General features: G+C 45.0%; 21 protein-coding genes. 8 read left to right on the top strand and 13 right to left on the bottom strand.

Annotated elements, in window-relative coordinates:
- Positions 1 to 125 precede the first annotated feature (125 nt).
- Positions 126 to 374 carry a cupin domain-containing protein gene (locus ACCI49_RS19850; RefSeq protein WP_371840933.1) on the top strand — a complete coding sequence of 83 codons (249 nt, stop codon included), beginning with the start codon at positions 126 to 128 and terminating at the stop codon, positions 372 to 374.
- Between the two features lie 166 nt (positions 375 to 540).
- On the opposite strand, the gene ACCI49_RS19845 is transcribed toward ACCI49_RS19850, so the two are convergent.
- On the bottom strand, positions 541 to 1,392 hold the full coding sequence (locus tag ACCI49_RS19845) for a LysR family transcriptional regulator (RefSeq protein WP_371840932.1): 852 nt from the start codon (positions 1,390 to 1,392) through the stop codon (positions 541 to 543).
- Between the two features lie 185 nt (positions 1,393 to 1,577).
- Here ACCI49_RS19845 and ACCI49_RS19840 point away from each other — a divergent pair, with 185 nt between their 5' ends.
- From ACCI49_RS19840 to ACCI49_RS19830, 3 genes are read left to right on the top strand one after another with little or no spacing between them, the layout of a single operon-like run.
- Entirely contained in the window at positions 1,578 to 2,999 is a 1,422-nt protein-coding gene (locus tag ACCI49_RS19840; RefSeq protein WP_371840931.1) for an aromatic amino acid ammonia-lyase, read from the top strand.
- Positions 2,996 to 3,853 (top strand): TauD/TfdA dioxygenase family protein, encoded by an 858-nt coding sequence (locus ACCI49_RS19835; protein WP_371840929.1) that lies wholly within the window; start codon positions 2,996 to 2,998, stop codon positions 3,851 to 3,853. The genes ACCI49_RS19840 and ACCI49_RS19835 overlap by 4 nt, the downstream gene beginning before the upstream one ends.
- Before the next feature lie 20 nt (positions 3,854 to 3,873).
- A complete protein-coding gene (locus ACCI49_RS19830; protein WP_371840927.1) occupies positions 3,874 to 5,196 on the top strand; it encodes a phenylacetate--CoA ligase family protein in 1,323 nt (440 codons plus the stop codon).
- Between the two features lie 92 nt (positions 5,197 to 5,288).
- Here the strand turns inward: ACCI49_RS19830 and ACCI49_RS19825 are convergent, their stop codons facing one another.
- On the bottom strand, positions 5,289 to 6,026 hold the full coding sequence (locus ACCI49_RS19825; protein ID WP_371840926.1) for an SDR family oxidoreductase: 738 nt from the start codon (positions 6,024 to 6,026) through the stop codon (positions 5,289 to 5,291).
- A gap of 115 nt (positions 6,027 to 6,141) precedes the next feature.
- Here ACCI49_RS19825 and ACCI49_RS19820 point away from each other — a divergent pair, with 115 nt between their 5' ends.
- Positions 6,142 to 7,032 (top strand): LysR family transcriptional regulator, encoded by an 891-nt coding sequence (locus ACCI49_RS19820; protein WP_371840925.1) that lies wholly within the window; start codon positions 6,142 to 6,144, stop codon positions 7,030 to 7,032.
- A gap of 43 nt (positions 7,033 to 7,075) precedes the next feature.
- On the opposite strand, the gene ACCI49_RS19815 is transcribed toward ACCI49_RS19820, so the two are convergent.
- The 3 genes from ACCI49_RS19815 to cadR all read right to left on the bottom strand — a co-directional run bounded on the left by ACCI49_RS19815 (position 7,076) and on the right by cadR (position 8,985).
- The gene (locus ACCI49_RS19815; RefSeq protein WP_371840924.1) at positions 7,076 to 7,480 is read right to left on the bottom strand and encodes an acyl-CoA thioesterase; all 405 of its coding nucleotides are present in this window, start codon (positions 7,478 to 7,480) and stop codon (positions 7,076 to 7,078) included.
- A 115-nt stretch (positions 7,481 to 7,595) separates the two neighbouring features.
- Positions 7,596 to 8,432: a metallophosphoesterase gene (locus ACCI49_RS19810; protein ID WP_371840923.1), complete on the bottom strand. Its 837-nt coding sequence runs from the start codon at positions 8,430 to 8,432 to the stop codon at positions 7,596 to 7,598.
- Between the two features lie 124 nt (positions 8,433 to 8,556).
- Positions 8,557 to 8,985, bottom strand: coding sequence for a Cd(II)/Pb(II)-responsive transcriptional regulator (gene cadR / locus ACCI49_RS19805; protein ID WP_371840922.1), 429 nt, complete (start codon positions 8,983 to 8,985; stop codon positions 8,557 to 8,559).
- Positions 8,986 to 9,062: 77 nt separating this feature from the next.
- Between cadR and ACCI49_RS19800 the strand changes: the two genes are divergently transcribed.
- Positions 9,063 to 11,240: a heavy metal translocating P-type ATPase gene (locus ACCI49_RS19800; RefSeq protein WP_371840921.1), complete on the top strand. Its 2,178-nt coding sequence runs from the start codon at positions 9,063 to 9,065 to the stop codon at positions 11,238 to 11,240.
- Between the two features lie 430 nt (positions 11,241 to 11,670).
- Positions 11,671 to 12,834: an MFS transporter gene (locus ACCI49_RS19795; protein ID WP_371840920.1), complete on the top strand. Its 1,164-nt coding sequence runs from the start codon at positions 11,671 to 11,673 to the stop codon at positions 12,832 to 12,834.
- Between the two features lie 165 nt (positions 12,835 to 12,999).
- Here the strand turns inward: ACCI49_RS19795 and ACCI49_RS19790 are convergent, their stop codons facing one another.
- From ACCI49_RS19790 to norR, 4 genes are all read right to left on the bottom strand, one after another.
- A complete protein-coding gene (locus ACCI49_RS19790; protein ID WP_371840919.1) occupies positions 13,000 to 13,656 on the bottom strand; it encodes a hypothetical protein in 657 nt (218 codons plus the stop codon).
- Between the two features lie 5 nt (positions 13,657 to 13,661).
- Positions 13,662 to 13,988 carry a hypothetical protein gene (locus ACCI49_RS19785; RefSeq protein WP_371840918.1) on the bottom strand — a complete coding sequence of 109 codons (327 nt, stop codon included), beginning with the start codon at positions 13,986 to 13,988 and terminating at the stop codon, positions 13,662 to 13,664.
- A gap of 272 nt (positions 13,989 to 14,260) precedes the next feature.
- On the bottom strand, positions 14,261 to 14,554 hold the full coding sequence (locus ACCI49_RS19780) for a hypothetical protein (protein WP_371840917.1): 294 nt from the start codon (positions 14,552 to 14,554) through the stop codon (positions 14,261 to 14,263).
- Positions 14,555 to 14,604: 50 nt separating this feature from the next.
- Positions 14,605 to 16,176, bottom strand: a complete 1,572-nt coding sequence (norR, locus tag ACCI49_RS19775) for a nitric oxide reductase transcriptional regulator NorR (RefSeq protein ID WP_371840916.1) — start codon at positions 16,174 to 16,176, stop codon at positions 14,605 to 14,607.
- Between the two features lie 550 nt (positions 16,177 to 16,726).
- Here norR and hmpA point away from each other — a divergent pair.
- A complete protein-coding gene (gene hmpA / locus ACCI49_RS19770) occupies positions 16,727 to 17,911 on the top strand; it encodes an NO-inducible flavohemoprotein (protein WP_371840915.1) in 1,185 nt (394 codons plus the stop codon).
- Positions 17,912 to 18,053: 142 nt separating this feature from the next.
- Here hmpA and ACCI49_RS19765 read toward each other — a convergent pair whose 3' ends face one another.
- The 4 genes from ACCI49_RS19765 to ACCI49_RS19750 all read right to left on the bottom strand — a co-directional run.
- Positions 18,054 to 18,860: an amidohydrolase family protein gene (locus tag ACCI49_RS19765; RefSeq protein ID WP_371840913.1), complete on the bottom strand. Its 807-nt coding sequence runs from the start codon at positions 18,858 to 18,860 to the stop codon at positions 18,054 to 18,056.
- Between the two features lie 130 nt (positions 18,861 to 18,990).
- A complete protein-coding gene (locus ACCI49_RS19760) occupies positions 18,991 to 19,422 on the bottom strand; it encodes a GFA family protein (protein WP_371840911.1) in 432 nt (143 codons plus the stop codon).
- 224 nt (positions 19,423 to 19,646) lie between these two features.
- Complete coding sequence (locus tag ACCI49_RS19755) at positions 19,647 to 19,925, bottom strand: MAPEG family protein (RefSeq protein ID WP_371840910.1); 279 nt, start codon at positions 19,923 to 19,925, stop codon at positions 19,647 to 19,649.
- 51 nt (positions 19,926 to 19,976) lie between these two features.
- Positions 19,977 to 20,564: IS256 family transposase (locus ACCI49_RS19750; protein ID WP_371840909.1), on the bottom strand; the 588-nt coding region annotated here is incomplete at its 5' end.

The raw sequence follows: 20,564 nt of genomic DNA, 5'->3' as shown, positions 1-20,564 counted from the left end.
TCGTTCAGAATGGACGCTTCATTATCAGAAACTTGAAAAGGTTTAGGTGTACGCATAGAAGATACATTATACGGACAATTCTCCATTAGTTACATTACTTTCCGCATGGACCACTAGGTGCTTATCTGCAAGAAGAAGTCAAAGGAGTAAAATTTAAGACCCTTGTTGCATCTACCAAAGACTGGGCTGGCGATACCTTACCTAGCCCTGCAGCCGGACAACCAGAACTCAGTATCGTAGAAGTAACAATCGCCCCAGGTGCACGCCTTCCAGTCCACAAGCATCCTGTACTCAATGGAGTGTATGTTTTAAAGGGTTCATTGAAGGTTACCCTTATAGATCGAAAAGAAACCTTAACCCTGGATGAGGGGTAGGCATATATCGAGGTAACTGACAAGTGGCATTATGGGCGTAATGAGGGTAATGAACCAGTCAGTCTTATTATCTTCTACTCAGGAGTAAAGGGCATTCCCACTACAGTTTTTAAGAGCGGCCAGGAGGAAAATTAACAGAGAGCTCAGCTTATGCCCAATAAGCGAATTATTTATAATTAGAAAGCTTAAATTCTTTAATTAGTTTCTCAGCGCCTAGACTATGTGTTATCTCACGCCGATACACCAAACAAATTTCATCTTTAAAGCCTGGTTGGTCTTCACTAACCCATTCAAGCTGGTTCCTTCCGAGTGTCTGCGCAACTCGACCAGGAATAATACCAACGCCAGCTCCTTCTAATGTCATTTTTGTGATCAGCTCGTGACTAGAAGACCTTATATATTGTTTATATTTATTTCTTTCAGCAATGGCTTTCAGTAGCCAATCCGTCTGCATCAGCGCTGGATCATATATCAGTACATCTTTAGATTTTATTTTTTCATGGTTTTGCCAAAAACTCACCACATCGTGACAAAGGTGCTTGATCACCAGGTCAGGGTGAGATACAGGGTTTACTACAATACCGATATCGATTTTCCAGCTTATCACTGCCTCGACAATCTCTCTAGACAGTGCATGCTGAAAGCTCAATTCAATACCCGGATTTTCTGCGATAAATGTCGGCAGGCTATCAGGTAACATGTGCAGTGAAATGGAACTGTGACAGCCGATGGTGAAGTGACCAACGGCCTCTTTATTTTCACGCAGCGCAGAATACTTTACCTCGTCCCAGTCATCCAAGAGCTGTTGAGCACTTTTTAACAATCTCAGCCCAGCACGAGAAAGTTGTACGCCAGTTTTTTGCCGTATTATCACCTCTGTACCCAGCTGTCTTTCCAACCTTTTAATGGCCGCACTTAAACTCGGCTGCCGAATCCCTAACCTTTCTGCAGCCCTGGATATATTTTTAGTTTTCGCAACTTCAATAAAGTAATTTAGTTCATCAGCGTGTGGAAACATAGATCGTAACTTATTTAACCACTTAACCTAAAAAAGTAACCAGATACTGAGTCTACAATGTCATACAATCGGTTGCCATAGATATTACCTATGACAACCAGCGTTTACTTCTATTTTCTATCTATCTATCGACATGCTAATTTCATCCGCTCCATTTTATTTAAATTTTTTAATCCGGAGTCAGAGTGCCTACATCATCTCTCAGCTATCCCCCGGCAGTGGACAGCAATACGGAATCCTCTGAGACGAGCTTCAGTTCAGTTGTAACTTTTCCACTACAGGCTTGGTATGAATGGGGATATCTGCACAACCCGCTTACTGCAAGCGAAAAAGATATTTCCAAGGTTAAACACTCTTATGCGCTACTACAGGATCAGATTAGCGATAGTGATAACCCTATATATGGACTACACACCAGCTATGGTGAAAATGAACGTAATCGTCTAGACCCAAATCACTGGAAAGATACTCAAATCAATCTTCTGGAATATTTACGTGTTGGAATTGGGGCACCGCTACCGAAATCGGTAGTCAGACGTGCATTAAAACTACAAGCTCGAAAAACGGCTCATGGCTTGTCTGGTATCCACCCTTCTACTTACCAAGCACTTCTCAAACTAGCAAACAGTGAAACACTTCCCAGAGTCCCTCGAAAAGGCAGTCTGGGTGCCAGCGGTGATCTGATTTCCATGGCTCACGCCATATCCCCACTATTCGAACAGGGTCCTAGAGGCCCCCGTGATGTGATCGGCCTAGTGAATACCAACGCCATGATGGCTTCGTGGGCTATTGAGCATGATTATCAGTTGAGGAAATTATTGAGAGACTGCTTCAAATCTGTAGCGCTGATGTCATTGGCCATAGGCGCTGGTGATGAGCATTTCACAGAGGGATTAAACCACGGAGAGGTACACACCAGCTACGCACAGGCCGGTCACCTACTGGCACAACTGCGACGCGATTACCTGCAATCGCCAAAGATTATCGAAGGTGAGAAAACTCTATTACAAGCTCGATATTCTGTTCGCTGTGCGCCGCAAATATTGGGGCACTGTCTTGACTTGTTGGATTACTCCGAAGCTAAAATCCGCTCAGAAGCCCTGGCCGTTGCCGATAACCCTCTAATACTTGAGTCCGGTCCATGGCATGGCGGATTATTCTATGCGATTGGATTGGCGGCCTCCGCTGAGTTTATGCAGGAAATTATTCATCGCCTGGCTGAAATGCTTGATCGACAAATATTGATTTTAATGGACCATCGCTTAAATGGAGGGCTGCCGGACAATTTATGTGTTGAATCATTCAATCACTGTAAAGGAATTCACCAGCTAACGTCAGCTCTTTTCCAGGAAATAAAAGCAAGGTCAACTCCTGTACGCCAGATGAGTTTCTCGTGTGAAGGAAACAATCAGGACCTCGTCCCCTGTGGAATGGCTGCACTCAACAATGTAAACGACCAGCTGGATACGCTCAGGGAAATTGTCCGTGCAGCAATCTTTTGCTCAGCTAGAGCCGCAATGATGCGCTCAACAGGCGGTTTACCCGATGCACTAAAGTTGACGAACTGGTCACAATTTACAACAGTCCAGGTAGAGAGCATTTTATGAATTTTAACTATTTAACAGGCAATTTCGGCATTGAGGTCTCAGCTAAAGAACTAGCTGATATGGACCAAAGTACAGGAGTAACACTGCAAAACTTATGGCATGAGCACGAGCTATTGGTTGTCAGGGATATGGACCTGGATACTCGAGCATTTGTCAATTTTTGCAGCTTATTTGGTGAGCTTCAAAAAAATTATTTCTTTTTTCAAGGCCACTCAGAGGACTATCCACAAGTTGCCAAAATCATTAAAGAAGCCGGTGAAAAGAAAAATACCGGAGGAATCTGGCACCATGACCAGGGATATTACTCGAATCCGGTAAAAGGTATCGCCTTGTACGGGATTGATATTCCCCCGAGGGGGGGCGATACCCTTTTCACAAGCTCAACGCTTGCTTATGATAGCCTGTCAACCACAATGCAGCAGGTAGTTAAATCCCTCAATGTGATACACACCACAGAATTAATGCTTAAAAAGCAACCGTTAACAAAGTTGATGGAAGGTTCAGATGGGGATGAGTCAGGTATAGAGCGGGCACTAAAACTGATGCCACTGGAATCTGCTATACATCCAGCAGTCTGCAAAAACCCTGTAACTGGCAAGCCTTTTCTCTACCTGAATCGAACCACCACCTCGCAGTTTGAGGGTATGACACGCGAGGAAAGCATGGGCTTGTTAAATTATCTGTTTCAGCACATCGAGAAACCGGAATTTAATTGCCGAGTACAATGGCGTCCAGGCACCCTGGTGATTTGGAACAATCACCAAGTCCTACATTATGCCGTTAATGACTACAATCGGCGGCGAGAATTACACCGTGTGCATTTCTCTGCAGAACAACCTGTTAAATATCTATAAATAGCTAGCTAGTGCATTTTATGAACTACAACAAACTACTGACCGATTTTCAGAACATAAATAGTCAGTCTGAGATTGAACAGCAGGTATTTAAAGATAATCAAATCAGGAGACTGCTACGGGAAGCCTTTGCTAAATCGAATTATTACCGCGAATTACTCGAGCAAAATAATATTGAGATCAAGACAATTCAAAGTTGTGCAGATTTGCACCAGCTACCGGTTATAAGCTCGGAAATTTTTTCGAAGTCTATGTCGACTGTTAGTATGGCTTTTAATGATATTATTCGCTATTGCCACACCTCAGGCAGCACAGGCACCCCAAAACGAGTGCCCTATACTCGCAGAGATATAGAGAATGCCGTTACCTCACAAGCTCGCAGTTACTTGTTCGCGGGCGTCGAACCATTCGATAAGTGTTTGTGTGCAATGACCTATGGCCCTTGGCCCAGCGGCATGATCTGCCATGCAGCTGGGGAAATTTTTGGCCTCACTATTCCCGCAGATTCATTTCTGGGAATTGATCATCAGCTCCAAAGCCTGCAGAGAGATAAACTGAATTATATAGTTTGCCTACCCTCTTTGTTACCAAGGCTGGAACGTCACTGCCAGGAAAAAGATATATCACCAGCGTCCTTGAACGTTCGCAACATATTTATGGTGGGTGAATTATTCTCCGAAGATTTTCGCAGCCATTATGAAAAATTATTCAACTCCAAGTTGATTAATATGTATGCAAATACTGAGTTTGGATTAGTAGCGAGTGAATGCCAGTACCATAACTTGCATGTCTGGGAAGATTTCTTTCATGTAGAGGTTATTGACCCTGATACCGGGGAACCGTGTGAAGATGGCGTTACGGGGGAATTAGTGATAACCGCACTGCAACGTGAAGCCTTTCCACTGATACGCTATAACACACACGATCTGGTGGAGATGCACAAAGGTCCCTGTGAGTGTGGCCATCCCGGCACCTATTTGGGTCCCATCAAAGGGCGTCGCGATAATATGTTCACCATCAACGGTGGCAATGTCTACCCGATTGCGCTGGAAAACACCATTACGGCTACTCCTGGTCTCAGTTCCTTTTACCACTGTATTATCGAGAAAGTCGACGGACATGATCATTTGACGTTCAAAATTGAAGCAAGAGATACTGTCGATGAACAGGGAAAAGAGCATTTAACGCAGCTGTTTTACAGCAACCTGACCGGCTCAGATGTAACTCTTCGTATGATTTTCCTGGGCCTCGAAGCGACCTCAAGAATTAATATAGAAATTTTACAGCCAGGGGAAATTAGTAAAAAATCTGGCAAGGTTAAAAAAATCATTGATCGCAGATAGGTTTCCCGACTTAAATGGGGCATACATCCAGCTACCCTTTCACTATGTGAAGGGGTAGCTAGCAATTAGGCTATTGGTATTGCGATACCAGCTTACCAAGGTTGCTCTTCACCGAGGTGGACAAACTGCCCGCTGGGACCATCGCTATCGATCAGGGCCAGGTCTACAACCGTCGAAGCTCCGTCGGTAACTTCCATTGGCGCCGCGCTGGTACCCAGGTCGGTTTTAACCCAACCGGGGTGTGCACTGTTGACCTTGATATTGGTATCCGCAAGGCTCTGGCTCAGGGAAACTGTAAACATATTTAATGCGGCTTTAGATGCGTTGTAAGCAAAAGGTTTTACCGCACTCCAGCCGGATTCAACATCGGCATTTACTGCCAGGGAACCCAAGATGCTACTAACGTTTACAATACGTCCAGCCTTACTCCTCTTGAGTAGTGGCAGTAGTTCCTGCGTGAGGCCAATTTGAGCAAACAAGTTGATATCGAAGGTGGTTTGCAGATCATCTTGGGAGACAGTCTCACTGTTATTCTGAGCCCATTCTCCTTCCACAATCACACCGGCATTGTTTACTAGGATATCCAGTCGGCCATACTGCTCAGCAATTTTTTGTGCTGCTCGCGCCCTATCGTTTGCCTTGGTGATATCCAGTTCAATGGTATCCAGCGGGGCCACCTTACCCGTCCAGGCCGCTTTCACCTCTTGAAGCTTCTCCTGGTTGCGGCCAGACAGAATTACCTTGACTCCTCGGTCAGAGAGCTGTTTGGTAACTTCCAGACCAATACCGCGATTAGAGCCAGTAACTAGTGCAATTCGTTCATTCGACATGGTTGAATCTCCTGTGAATCATGTTGTTTCGAAGACGAAGCCATTCTATTATCCACCCATAAATGAACAATTACCCAATTTGAAAATGAATGTTCGCGATTTAGAAACGATAAGTTTGAGAACCCTATCGGTATTTGTACAGGTCAGTAAGGCTCTCAATCTCACACTTGTGGCTGAGCAGTTGGGTCTGCCGAAATCCACAGTCAGCAAGGAAATATCCCGGTTGGAGTCCCACCTGAAAGCGAAGTTACTGGACCGCTCAACCCGTCGGGTTGAGTTAACTGAAGTCGGTGCTATTGCTTATGAGCGAGCACTTCAATTGGTGGAAGACTTTAAAGCCCTGCAGCACGATGTGTTGGTTATGGAGCAACAGGTGCAAGGGCTCCTTAAAGTTTCTGCCCCACCCGCTCTTGGAGAGTTTCTCTCACAAAAGGTCTTGCCCCCATTTTTAAAGCGCTGGCCCAAAATTACGATTTCCCTCAACCTTACCTATGATTTCGAAGATCTATTTGCCCAGGGAATCGACCTGGCTTTCAGAGTGGGTGAAATCCAGGATGATCGCTTAATAAGCCGCAAGCTCGGCTACTCAACCAGAGTCCTGGTGGCCAACCCCGAGTACTTGGCAATTCATGGAGCACCCCAACTACCTGAAGAGCTAGCAGGTCACAACTGTCTTCGGTTTCAGTTCAATCCGGGGGAATCGGAATGGACACTGACGTCTGGGGGGGCAACCATCAACTTATCCGTAAACGGTAATTTCTTTTGCGCTAACATTCAGGCATTGAAGAATGCAACTTTGAATGGGCTTGGGATCGCCCAATTGCCAATTAACAATATTGTTGAGGAGTTGGCTGGAGGCCAGCTGGTAAAAGTGCTTCCCGAATGGCATGTACCGCCAATGAACATCCATGCCGTTTACAGAACCGGTTTGAACAAACCTAAAAAGCTTGCGGCTTTACTCGATTTCCTCAATGAGGAAAAAGGCCTCTTCGAGTGGAGTGTTTAACCACGACTTCAATAGCCGCTACCCTAGTCTATAGCCCATTCGCTCAGCCCGCCTGAACCAAGATCTCCCTGAGGTGTCCCGGCAGTGAGATCTTCACCTTATCAGAGGTCGATAAAGTGACATAGGTGATGTTAGCGGTAAAAGCGAGTACTCCACCCTCCAAAAAAGCCTCGAGCCGGAAGCTAAAAGAATGGTTGCCAATATCTGAAACAGAAACCTGGATTTTTAGCTCCTGATCCCAAGTCACGGGAGTTAGGAATTCCAAGTTGAATGCCCTCACAGGAGTTATAAAGCCTAGTTGCTTCATTCTTGTAATGGCTGGACCGTCAAGCAGGGCTGCCATCGCATCATGAGTTGCCTCCAGAGCAAAGTCGGAATATCTTGGTGTGTATACAATACCCGCGGGGTCGCAATCTCCGAACAATACCCTGCGCTTAACGGTTATCATTTAGCCAATCCTAAAAGCCTATAGCAGAGCCGCTATTGTATGACAGGATGCCCGCTCTATTCCCGCCAAACAGAATTACCAAATTCATCAGTCTGCAGGCCGCATTTACTTGTGCTTAGTTACTAGAAATTGACAAGAGTGTTACTTCCGGCGGAACCAGAAATCGTACAGGTAAAATGCTGGTCCCAACTCCAGGGCTCACATACAGATTTTTACCACCTTCCACAATATGGCCTATCGCATAACGCTGCCCATAACTCGAAGGTACTATCGGGCGCCCAATAAATGGTAGATAAACCTGACCTCCATGGGTGTGTCCGGCTATGGTTAGTGAAATACGCTCGGGTAATTGTAGAAAGATATCGGGATTGTGGGTGAAAGCCATAACGGTTTCGCCATCATCAATAGCCCCCATTGCTTTCTCAACATCATGGGGCCCCTCCCAAAAATCACTGATGCCTACCAGGCGTAACTCACACTCACCGCTGTTTATCTTTGCCGACCTATCTTCAAGTACGGCAATCTCTCGGTCTAAAAATGCCTGTTCCACTCGCTTCGCATCGAGCCACCAATCGTGATTCCCCAGCACAGCGAAAACACCCATAGGTGCTTTTAAATCCTGCAGTACCTCAGCGGCCTTTTCCGGGGAAACAAAAGAGCCACCAACAACCCCGTGTACAACAAAATCGCCAGGTAACAGGATCAAATCTGGCTGGCTATTGTTTACCTTTTCGACAAGCTCCCGAAGGCTGTCTAATCCCTTGTAAGGTGCCCCCACATGTAAATCCGCAAGGATAGCCACCTTCTTGTTGTTACAGGCTTTGGGCCATGAATCAATGGTGATTGTCTGCTCCCGAATCCTGAAACTATTTGGCTCCAGGAAAAATGCCCAAATAGTGAGGGCGAGACCGATAATCAAAATTAATGTGGAAGTGATACGAAGCTTACTCAAGGGAAATGCCCAGTAGTTTACTCACACCTGAAACCATTCAGGCTACAGAGCCTTATATTAGTCTTGAGGAGATTTTGATAGGAGGGTTCTCAAAGAAACAGAATTTATCCTGACTTCAAGCTTCTCAAACTGTGGAATCTGCCCCACCGTGACACTGACAATCGCTCAACCCCCGAATAATCTCACAGGTTCCAGTAACTTCAGGGCCAATACACTGGCCGCGTAGCTCCTGTAAGCTCCGGCGAAGTTGTATCAGTAATGCCATTTGCTCTTCAACACGCCGGATTTGCTCATCTATCAATTCGTTGATTTCTGCACAATTTTCTATTGGTTGTGCTTTTAGCTCGAGCAGATTCCGAATATCTTCCAATGGCATATCCAACGAGCGACAGTGGCGAATAAACCGCAGTTGCTCCAAGTGAGCCTCAGAATAAAGCCGAAAATTACCCTCGGTCCGCGCCGGTTCAGGCAATAAACCTGCCTGCTCGTAGTAGCGCACCGTCTCTACTTTACAGCCAGCCCGCTTGGCAGCTTCGCCAATCCTGTAGGACATGCAGCATCCCCTTGACTCTATAGTTACTAGAGGGATTGTAATACTGGCTCACCCGATGAGCTATCCGAGAATTGACCATGGAAAGACGCGATACTGGCTGTGGTTGTGAAAAGCCCACAGAGCCACTCGAAAGACCCGGTAATAGTACAGTCAATAAAGAAGGAGAATCCTCCCTGTTCTCCATTGGCAAGATGGATTGCCCAACCGAAGAAAGCCTGATACGCGCCAAACTCTCAAGTATCCAAGGTATCTACAGTCTTGACTTCAATCTGGTACAGCGAATCCTGACGGTCGGCCATGCACCTGGCATGGAGCAGATGATCCTGGATGTATTAACGCCACTCGACCTGGATGCCAGGCTGGCTACCGAAGAAGATACCGAGGGTGCCCCTCCAGCCGCTAAGGCCAATTGGTGGTTGCTTGGTGCCGCAGCCGTTGCAGCTCTGGCATCAGAATTGGCGTATTGGCTGCAAGGCGGTAATACCTGGTTAGTATTTGTTTTGGCTCTGGCTGCCATTGCTGGCGGCGGCCTCTCCACCTACAAAAAAGGGTGGATAGCGCTTAAGAACCTCAATCTGAACATGAATGCGCTCATGTCAATTGCGGTCACTGGCGCCATATTAATTGGGCACTGGCCAGAAGCGGCCATGGTAATGGTGTTATTTACCCTGGCAGAACTGATTGAAGCAAAATCTTTGGACCGCGCTCGAAATGCCATCCGGGAGCTACTGAGCCTAACCCCGGAAACAGCCACTGTACGGCAGGATGATGGAAGTTGGCGTGAGATCGGCGCAAAAGAGGTACCTTTAGGAGCCATTGTCAGGGTAAGACCTGGCGAGCGTATCGCCCTTGATGGGGAGGTTTTAAAAGGCAACTCCGCAGTTAACCAGGCCCCAATTACCGGGGAAAGCTTGCCTGTAGACAAGACAACCGGTAATGAACTTTTTGCGGGAACCATTAATGAATCTGGCGCGCTCGAATACAAAGTAACCGCTGCCGCTAATGATGCTGTCCTGGCCCGGATTATTCATGCGGTAGAGGAGGCCCAAGGAAGCCGCGCGCCGACACAGCGCTTTGTCGACCAATTTGCCCGCTGGTACACCCCCCTCGTGTTTGCCGTAGCCTTAGCCACAGCGTTAATACCCCCACTCTTTTTCGGCGGCGCCTGGATGGAGTGGATATACAGGTCTCTGGTATTACTGGTAATCGCCTGCCCCTGCGCACTGGTAATCGCGACTCCGGTCACCATTGTCAGTGGTCTAGCGGCAGCAACCCGCCACGGCACCCTGATTAAGGGCGGTGCCTATCTCGAGCAAGGTCGTCGCCTGCGTTGGATTGCACTAGATAAGACCGGCACCATTACCCATGGCAAACCCGAAGTAACCGACTTCGAACCCTGGTCTGGAACTGAACTTGGCGAAATCAGAACTATAGCTGCCAGCCTGGCCTCACGCTCTGATCATCCTGTCTCAAAAGCCGTCGCAGAATATCTCAGCGCAGAAAGCGCAAAGCTACATGAAGTTGAGGCTTTTGAAGCCCTAGCCGGCCGGGGTGTTCGCGGCGAAATAGCCAATATGGGGTACTATCTGGGGAATCACCGTTTGGTAGAAGAGCTTAGGGTCTGTAGCCCGGATCTTGAACAGCTACTTAGCAAACTTGAATCCCAGGGCAAAACAGTCGTTATGCTGGTGGGAGAATCCGGAGTGATGGCCTTGTTCGCAGTTGCCGACACCGTCAAAGAGTCCAGTCGAAAAGCCATTGAAGAACTCCACGAATTAGGGGTGAAAACCCTAATGTTAACCGGTGATAACCAACATACTGCTGACGTCATCGCCCGCGAAGTAGGCATCGATCGAGCCGAAGGCAACCTGCTTCCAGAAGATAAACTTCAGCAGGTGGGGTTCCTGGCCGGTCATGGCAGAGTTGGTATGGTTGGGGACGGTATTAATGATGCACCGGCGCTGGCGCGAGCCGATATCGGCTTTGCAATGGGAGCTACAGGTACAGACACCGCTATAGAAACTGCCGATGTTGCCTTAATGGATGACAATCTTGGCAAAATTGCTGGTTTTATCCGCTTGTCACGCACCACAGCCCATATACTTTGGCAAAATATTGTCCTTGCTCTCGGCATCAAAGCGATATTCCTTATCCTCGCCTTTGCTGGAGAAGCTACCATGTGGATGGCAGTGTTTGCGGATATGGGTACCAGTCTGCTGGTTGTATTTAATGGATTGAGGTTGATGCAGAAGTGACCTAAGGAAACTCTGAAGAATTCCGTAATGTCACTGCGGGGCCTTCAAAGCGATTCACACTCTGCGTTACTGCTTTTTTAAGGTCTAGACATTCCAGCAAAGCCGCGCCTTAATTGTGAGCCGCTCTGAAGGCCAGAATCATCATGGAATTATTCAGAGATTCCCTCAATAGAGGGAATTGCCGCTTTATATTCTCCGTCGCCAATAACCAGTTGGCGGATTATAAATGGGGAAGTAATTTTTCCCCTGATCATTTTGCTATTCTAAAGATCATGAACCATGAGATCTGAGTAGCTTCCGCAAAATTGTGGGGAGGTATCACTAGAGGACTGACATCTTGCAGCCAGTATATTGAGCCAATACTAAGGATATCCCACTAAATCTATTTTGAAAATTTCCTCCATTCTATTTCAAGAGATATAGAGAACCTTTGCATAGCAGACCTGAACCCAGCTTACATTTTTTGTCTTATGCTCTAGCCATAGTGGGGTATATGACTTTAATGCTCACAATGCCGCTGACCAGCGCCATTGCATCCTCTCTGCAGGTAAAAACTGGCACTTTGCACTTAGGTATCAGCCTACTCTATTTCTTATTTTCCTTGTCAGCAATTCTGTTGAGTATGCTATCCGATATCTTTGGAGCGTATCGTATCTTAAAATACGCCCAATTAACTTCTATCGCTGGCTTGGCTTTACTTGCCAATGCTCAAGAGGTGACAGTATTTTATCTGGGATGTGTTTTGGTTGGTAGCGGTACAGGATGCTATTCATCCATCGGACGATCTGTGATGCTACGCCACTCTCATAATCCCGAGCATATCAAAAAGCGTACAGCCATACTCTCCTTGGCGATCATAGTCGCACCCATACTGTCTTTCACTCTAGCAAGATCTATGATTCCCTCCAACTGGAGATACGCGTATTACATAATGATGATAATTGAATTAACTACACTATTCTTTTCTCAATATGCACTGAGAGGAGATTACCAACCACTAACTAATATCAGATGTGTTTTGCATGTTTGGCTAAAATATATTTCCACCAGGAGCTGCCTTTTAAATATGCTTTCAACCGGGGTTGGATATGCGTTGATTTTACAAACAATCATTGGAAACTTCCATAACATTCTCAAACCCCATACAAACCTAACATATCTCCAAGTAAACCTATTAGCCTTTGGTCTAAGTGTATTCTATATTATTGGAATTGCTACTTTTCGAAAAGTCATTAATTCACCAAGGCTTCCCTTCACAAGAATTATTCTGACATCGCTGTTACCGGTCAGCCTACTTCTATATATTTTCCATCACTCAAGTCCAACTGCCACCCTAATTGCACTTTACGGAACTTGTTATATCATCGGATTCTTGAATCCGCTCTCCAGTAGTTTTGCCATGGCTGAAATAAAGGAGGGACAGGGCATGGCATCAGCATTATTAACGTTCTCTTTTGCCTTCACTTCGGCAATGTACAGCTTTATTCAGGGATACTTTGAAATTCCCATCCAACAGTTTCTGCCCTTATCCTTGGGATTTTCCTTTTTTGCTCTTTTTACCATCTCTATTCTCTTGAAGAAATACCAGTTTTAACCTTCTCTATTTAAATGGCTTAAGTCAACAAGAATTTAATTCCTGATCATGCCAAAATGGGTCATACCATTTTCAAACACTTTAATCACAAGATTCGGAAAAAGTACCCTTTGAACCCCAAATACTCAATTGGAACCAATTAGTATTCACCACTTTGAACCAATATTATCGTACGCGCATATCTCTGATATAATCTATAAAACGTTTCGGTTGGTCAAGCCCCACATAAACCCGCTGAAAAGACAAGCCATCTTGCTTCAAGCCAATAACAACATTTGGGTTGGCCGAATAGTTGTAACGTTTGACATTCTCTTGTCTTTTAATATATCCATGACTTTCATCAACATATAAGATATCGCCTAGAGAGATTTTTTTACTGTTGAAAATCCCAAAACGGATAATTACTTCTTCTGATGTTATTGATATTGGGCGTCTCGACATGGATCGGTAATCGGCGACTAAAAAAAGCAAGCCCAAAACACTTAACAAGCTAACAATATTTGCGGCCATGGGAGACCAAATAAAATGAACTACTGTATGAACTATTGGTAGCTCCAGCAATATTAAACAAATAAAGCCAAGCGCTGTACTTTGGGCACCATCTTTTAAATGGTAACTGAAATACCTATCGCCTCGATATCTATGAAAGCAAATAGACTTCGCCCAGAAAGCAAACATCCATACTCTAGTCTCAAAAGTTATAATTTTGGAAAGGACTCCTCTGCCAGCATATTTCTGAACTGACTCTTCAATGGCGACATCAGGATCTTCCTGCCTTTTGAAAGCTTTCTTAATTGCCACAATCATGGTTATAATCGCCATTATCTCTACCAGGACAAAGCACCCAGTACTAGATATCGACCAGACTCTAAATACACCCAAAGAAACTTACTCTCCTCTGGAATAATAAAACTGCCAACCAGAATGGCAATACAGATGTATGCAGCCGCTTTTGCTAATGCTTGCTTCTTGTTTCTTACACTTACAAGGCATAACAAAGGGAGTGTGAACAAGGCATCAGTTAAAAAAAGCCATTCATGATTTGCATTGCCAAAATCATTCAGCTTGGTATTCGTACCATAGTAAAATCCCCACGAGACAGAAATAGAAACCAAAAAAATAAAAGGTAGACTTTTTCTTAGCTCTAGATTCATCACTTCCCCCTTTCAGAGAATTGTTGACAGACAACCATAAGAAAAATCAGGCTTTTGCTCCCGCCACCCCTAGTTTCTATTGCTTTTCCAGCGTGCAAGCAAATCAATGGCAGCAACCACGAAAGCAAAGGAAGACATTATCACTACAATTAGTGGCTTTTTCAAAAAAACTTCTTGCTTAAGAATACAATTAACTCTGTAGTACTAACTACCCCTGAATGAGCAAGGGTATCTTAAGTTACATTTTTTATTTAGGTAGCGCCCTCTGAGATTTAACTCTTCAGGTAGTGCTTATGTACTAAGTTAATAACAATCTTCAGCACTCTTCTTGCAAAGTAAGCAACAGAAAAAGCCACTACAAATTGGCCGCTCATTTGTAAAAGAAATTTTGGCCAAAAATCTATCTCTTCAGTAAACAGAGATAATACAAGATTACCTGGAAACAGGAAAACACCAAAATATTCCCAACCCCCACCTACAATAACCCAGTTATAGGTAAAGACAACTAATCCAATCAATAAGGTGAGAGCAGAAATTGTGATTGAAAACTTAACATCCTTGTTCATACGCATCTCTTTGTGGTAGCCGGGTGAATTATCTATTATACAAAGCAACATCACTTCCTTTCTACGATCTCTTTCTTAATATAGATACCTAGTCGCTTTGCAAGGCGGACCAAATTTCCTCTATCTGTAGAAAGTAATTTCGCAGCCTGGCTCCATTTTCCATCACACTCGGCTAACATATGCTTTATAAGTTCACGCTGGTAATCTTCAGTTGCAGACCTGAGGCTCACTACCTCAAGTGGTGGTTGAATCGGTTTCTCACGCTCTGCCTGCGTTACGGTATCGTCAGGAATCTCTATATGCACCGCAGAAAGTGACACGATTTCTGAAGGAGATGAGCCCTTTCTAGCTTTTAGCGCAGCACGGCTAATGATGTGCTCCAACTCCCTTACGTTCCCCGGCCACCCATAGCGCTTTAGCTTACGGGAGGCTTCTGCCGACAATTTTAGCTGACGAAAGCCAAGTTTTCTGCAAGACTTCTCCAGAAAGTAGTCCGCAAGTAATAGGACATCATTCTCTCTTCGCGATAACGGGGGCACCTCTAAGGGGTATACGGATAAGCGATGATACAAATCAGCTCTAAAGCCCCCATCTTCAATCTCCTTCAATAACTCCCGGTTTGTTGCGGCTACGATGCGCACATCCACATGCTGGACCGTATCTTTACCAACCGGCTGGATTTCACCACTTTGCAGCACCCTCAACAGTTTGCTCTGTACCGCCAAGGGCAACTCGCCCACTTCATCAAGGAAGATAGTCCCGCCATTAGCCAGCAAAAACTTACCTGGCCGCTCGCGATCTGCCCCAGTGAAAGCGCCTTTGGCATGTCCAAAAAGCTCCGCCTCAGCCAAAGTCTCCGTTAAGGATGCACAATTGAGGTATACAAGTGGCTTTTCCCTACGAGTTGAGAGCCTGTGTACAGTACGAGCCACTAACTCCTTACCAACACCTGTCTCACCAAGGATCAGGACGTTGTAGTCGGAACCTGCTACCAACTCAATATCGCTACGCAGGGCTTTCATGACTTGGCTCTCTCCAATGAGCTCCCCACCATCTCTTAGAAAAGCCTCCTGTGTAAGTTCTTTTACCAACTGTTCTGCATGTTCCGCAGAAAGAGAAAGCTCTTTTAACTCCAGAGCTGTTTTTAGTGTTGCTGCAGACAGGGCTGCTATCAACTCAAGGGTCCTGCCACTAATTCGGCCATAAGCATCTGAAGCCATGCTATCGAGAGTTAGCAAGCCCACCAAGTGGTTATCAGAATACAAGGGCAAACCCATGCAAGAGTGCACCGGCAAGTCTCCTTCCCTATCCAGTAGCAAGCCATCAAAAGGATCTGGCAAATTACAATCTGATGGGAAGCGAACCGGATTTTCCGAGGCACAGATCTGGGCGAGGCGAGGATGTTCACTGACTACAAAACGGCGGCCAAGCGTTCTTCTGGCAAGCCCTTGTACTGCCAGGGGGGTAAGCACGTTCTCATTTAACCCCAGTAGGGCCACAGCATCACACTTAATAGCTTTGCGGATAGTAGAGAGGAGGCGTTCAAAGCGATCACTGTTGTTAAGGCTATTAGCCAGATCCAGTGCTACTTCCAATAGGAGGTTGGCGTTTATATCTGTCATACATGCAAAGGTCCATATGATTCATTTGTGTCATTATGACACACAAAATCAATAAGTCATAATGACACGAGCAAACCGTAGCCCCTCCTATCATATTGATTTTTAAGCATTTTTATTTTTGGCATGGCGCTTGCTGGTTATACAGCGAGACCAAAATTGCCATAGAGATTAAAAATGCTCGACACTGAAAACCCTGTCCTGCGCAGACGCTTCGAACTTTTGCTAAAAGCTGGCAATCTTACCCTTCTACTATCAGTTCTTTTTTTGATAGTAACTGTCGTTATCTGCTACCCCATGTCTCACTATTTCTCCCTTCCGGCACAGGTCGCCGGCCATATCTTTATGGTGATCAGCGCAACACTAATAAAAATCGGATACATAAGCCGCTGCGTCGCACAATATAGCCTCTCTTTAGAGGTGAGATAAGTAGCCGCTTTCTCACTCATTGGCTGAACGTAACTATCAGCATTTTTTTGCAGGCATTGGACTAATGCCTCTGTTTCGGATTGTCCACGATAAATTTTCCGTTAGGTGTATATAGGAGCAAATCATGTTGACATCTAGAGAAATCAAAATTGTTAAAGCCACAAGTCCAGTACTCGATAGTGCAGGCGTAGATATCACAAAGTATTTCTACAGCAGAATGTTTTCTTGCAATCCCGAGTTAAAAAACATATTCAATATGAGCAATCAGGAGAGTGGTAAACAGCCATTTGCCCTCTTCAGTGCAATATCAACTTTCTCAAAGAATATTGACAATCTCCCAACTCTGACTCCTTTAATTGAAAGGGTTGCTCAAAAGCATACCAGCTATTTTATTCAGCCTGAGCAATACAAAGTCGTAGGAGAGCATTTACTTGCCACTCTCATGGAGATTATGCCTGATACATTCACCTCCGAAGTTATTGATGCTTGGCGAAGGGCTTATGACCTATTTGCGAAGTTATTAATAGGACGAGAACATGAACTCTATGACTTCTCAAGAAGCACCTTCGGCGGCTGGCATGGCCCCAGGCAGTTTATTGTTGAGGATAAAACCGTTGAGTCTGAGCTGGTTACCAGCTTTGTCTTAAAGCCAGAGGATGGAAATAATGTAATTGATTACCAGCCTGGCCAATACCTGGGAATTCAGGTAAAACCTCCCAAACATGAATACCTTGAGATCCGCCAATATTCACTCTCCAACAAACCCAACGGTACAACCTATAGAATCAGTGTAAAAAGAGAAAGCCAGCCAAGAGATGGTATCGTCTCTTCTTACTTACATGAAAGTGTGGAGGTTGGGGATATCCTGGAGGCCTACCCACCAAGCGGCGCCTTCTTCCTTAATGTCTCAATAAAGCCAATTGTATTGATTTCTGCCGGTGTTGGCCTAACTCCTTTGCTCTCCATGCTGGAATCCATACATGAAAAGGAGCCAGACAGGAAAATTACTTTCTTGCATGCCTGCGAGAAAGAAGAGCAACACTCGTTCAAGAAACGACTTGCGGAACTATCTTCAGTCAATTCAAACCTAAAACACTACTACTGGTATGCTTCAGGCGCTAAAGGAGACAGATTTTCCGGACTTATGCATCTGGATTTTGTCCGGGAACAGCTACCCATTACCCAGGGCGATTTCTATTTATGCGGCCCAACAGGTTTCATGAAGAATATTAAGGAACAACTTATGGAGCTAGGAGTTGATTCCGGTAGGATATTTTATGAAGTGTTTGGTCCGCATAGTGATATATAGAAAATAAAAGTAAAGCATAAAATCACTTTTGCATTCTAAACTATACGATTGCTTACAATGGCTTCATCTATTGGGACCCGCTAACCAGGCAGGCTACCGCCAGGTGAAGTCTTGAAAAGCCGACGTCATTAGAGCGGACAGACTAAAGCTTAAAAACTCTCTCAGCATTCTTATACAAAAAAAACTCCGACACTTCTTCATCCAGCTCCAACAGATGCATCTCTTTCATGCAAGCTTCCGGTGTCAGCATCGGGTAGTTAGTGCCAAACATCACTTTATTCTTGCCATGGGCCTTCATAAATGAAACCAACTCTTTGGGGTATCGCTTAGGTTTATATGCAGAAGTATCTATATACACATTTGGAAACTTGGTGGCGAAAGCGATCATCTCGTTATGCCAAGGATAACCTATATGACCACAAACTATCTTCAAATCTGGGAAGTCAAGCGCTACTCTTTCGATATGAATAGGCCGACCGGATTCAGAACTGCGTAAGGGGCCTGTGAGCCCAACTTGCAAACAAACGGGCACATCCAGCTCAACGCAAGCGGCATACAGTGGATAATATAGGGGGTGCGTACATGGAAGCTCCCACAGCCACTGCACGATGCGCAAGCCTTTAAAGCCATGTTCACAGACATATTTACGTAACTCTTGAACTGCCACTATGGGGTTTCTCAAATCAACTGAGGCAAGCCCAGAAAATTTGTCTGGGTGAGTCGAGGTTATTGCAAGAACTTCTTCATTACTAATCAGTGCTCCACTAGGACCATGCCAAGCAGAGATAAGCGCCTTGGAGACATTCGCTGATTCCATCGCCAGCAATGTCCACTCCAGAGGCAATTCTTTAAAGTCTTGTCGTGTCCACCTCTTCAATGTATCTAAGAAGGGCTCAGCAAGAAAACGCTCTGTTGGATGCTGAGCCCATACATCAATTACTGTCGTCATAGTAGCAGCTCCCTTATATTAGACTTGCTATTAAACGTTCTATGGAGGCCAATGCTTCCTTGCATAATCCTACAAAGCTTGTAGCGCGGTAAAAGTACTAAACCACATCATTCATAGTTACAATATCTGCCTATTTATAGTCGTTAACTAATTGGCCATTTGATGACTCTTGAAACTGAGGGTATTTATCCTCAATATCGTAAAAATCAGACTTTTCGCTGACAAATATATGCCCCATCGTTTTCAACCCGGTTGGGCCATCCAATGATCCAGCAATAATTCCAGTTGCATCAAGCTCATACGGCTCCCAAAAGAGCCCTGAGCCACACTCCCGGCAGAACCCCCTGCGAGCAATGTCTGATGTTTTATACCAAGCTAACCCATCATCTTTTGTTATCTTAATATTAACTTTGCGAGCTTTTGTGTGGGGACCAAAGTTTCCATGCAGCTTTTGACACATACCACAATGACAGTTTACTACGTTTCGCAGCGGCCCTTTCACCTCGTATCGTACAGCTCCACATAAACAACCGCCGACTGAAATTGCATTATCATCAATCATATAATTTACCTGTATACATGTAGCACCGCAATTAATCGGGAAAATTCAATTAAATATATCCTTTGATACTATTTACCACTTTATTTGTTAAATTGATTTATCCAAAGTGTAAGCACAACTCAAATAGATTATTTTATATGCAGCTAAAAAGAATAATGATCTAGCAGAAGTAGCAACCGGCCTTAGTAAAAATCTTGTTCAAACCACCTATTTTTCTTTTTCCTTTAGAATGCTATTTTTGCCGCGTTGAAAGCTAAAATAAATAACGGAATATTGGATAAAAAGAAAATAACAAAACGAATTTCAATCTTATTCCACAAGACCTGGACAAGACTATGAAGTATCCGCAATCCAACATACAGCCAAGAAGCAATAATATTCACCTCTGTAGCTCCATCAAGGAAAGTTAGAGAAAGCACAATGGCATAGAAGACAGTAGGCTGTTCCAGTAGATGATTGTAATTATCCGCTTTCCAGCGAACTCTTGGCGGAAGTTTCGACATTTGAGTGCCGACTGGCGAGGGTGTTCAAAACTCTGTGTCAGCCAAGTAGCCTCATAAGCTGATGTATTTTTCCAAACGATCTGGAAAGTGGATCGTCAGTTGTGACAGTGTCAGATTCCAATTTTGGATCGGGTGCGTCCAGCGCTCGGAAGCTTTTAGTATACCGGCGTACAGAAGCTTCAGTAAGCTATTCTCATTGCTGAAGCCGCCTTTGGTCTTGGTCAACTTGCGGAACTGCCGGTGTACAGCTTCAACTGCATTAGTGGTATAGATCGGGGTACGGACGTACTCCGGGTATTTGAAGTAGGTCGAGAGGGTTGGCCATTTGCCGCGCCACGACTTGATCACCATCGGGTATTGATCTCCCCACTTAGCCTCCAGTTCATTCAGGGCACTCTCAGCAGCATTGAGCGTTGCCGCTTTATAGACGCACTTCAGATCAGCCATAAAGGCCTTCTGATTTTTTGAAGCCACATACTTCATGGAATTGCGGATCTGGTGGATGATGCAGTGCTGGATCTCGGTCTTGGGGTAGATGCTCTCTATGGCTTCGGGGAAGCCCTGCAGGCCATCGACACAAGCAATCAGGATATCTTTGACCCCACGATTATAAAGATCGGTTAGAACACCCAGCCAGTG

This window comes from Microbulbifer epialgicus, from assembly GCF_041447265.1.
In the GTDB taxonomy this organism is placed as follows: Bacteria; Pseudomonadota; Gammaproteobacteria; order Pseudomonadales; family Cellvibrionaceae; genus Microbulbifer; species Microbulbifer epialgicus.
Note: the sequence above shows the minus strand (reverse complement) of the source record. Positions and strands in the feature narration are given on the sequence as shown.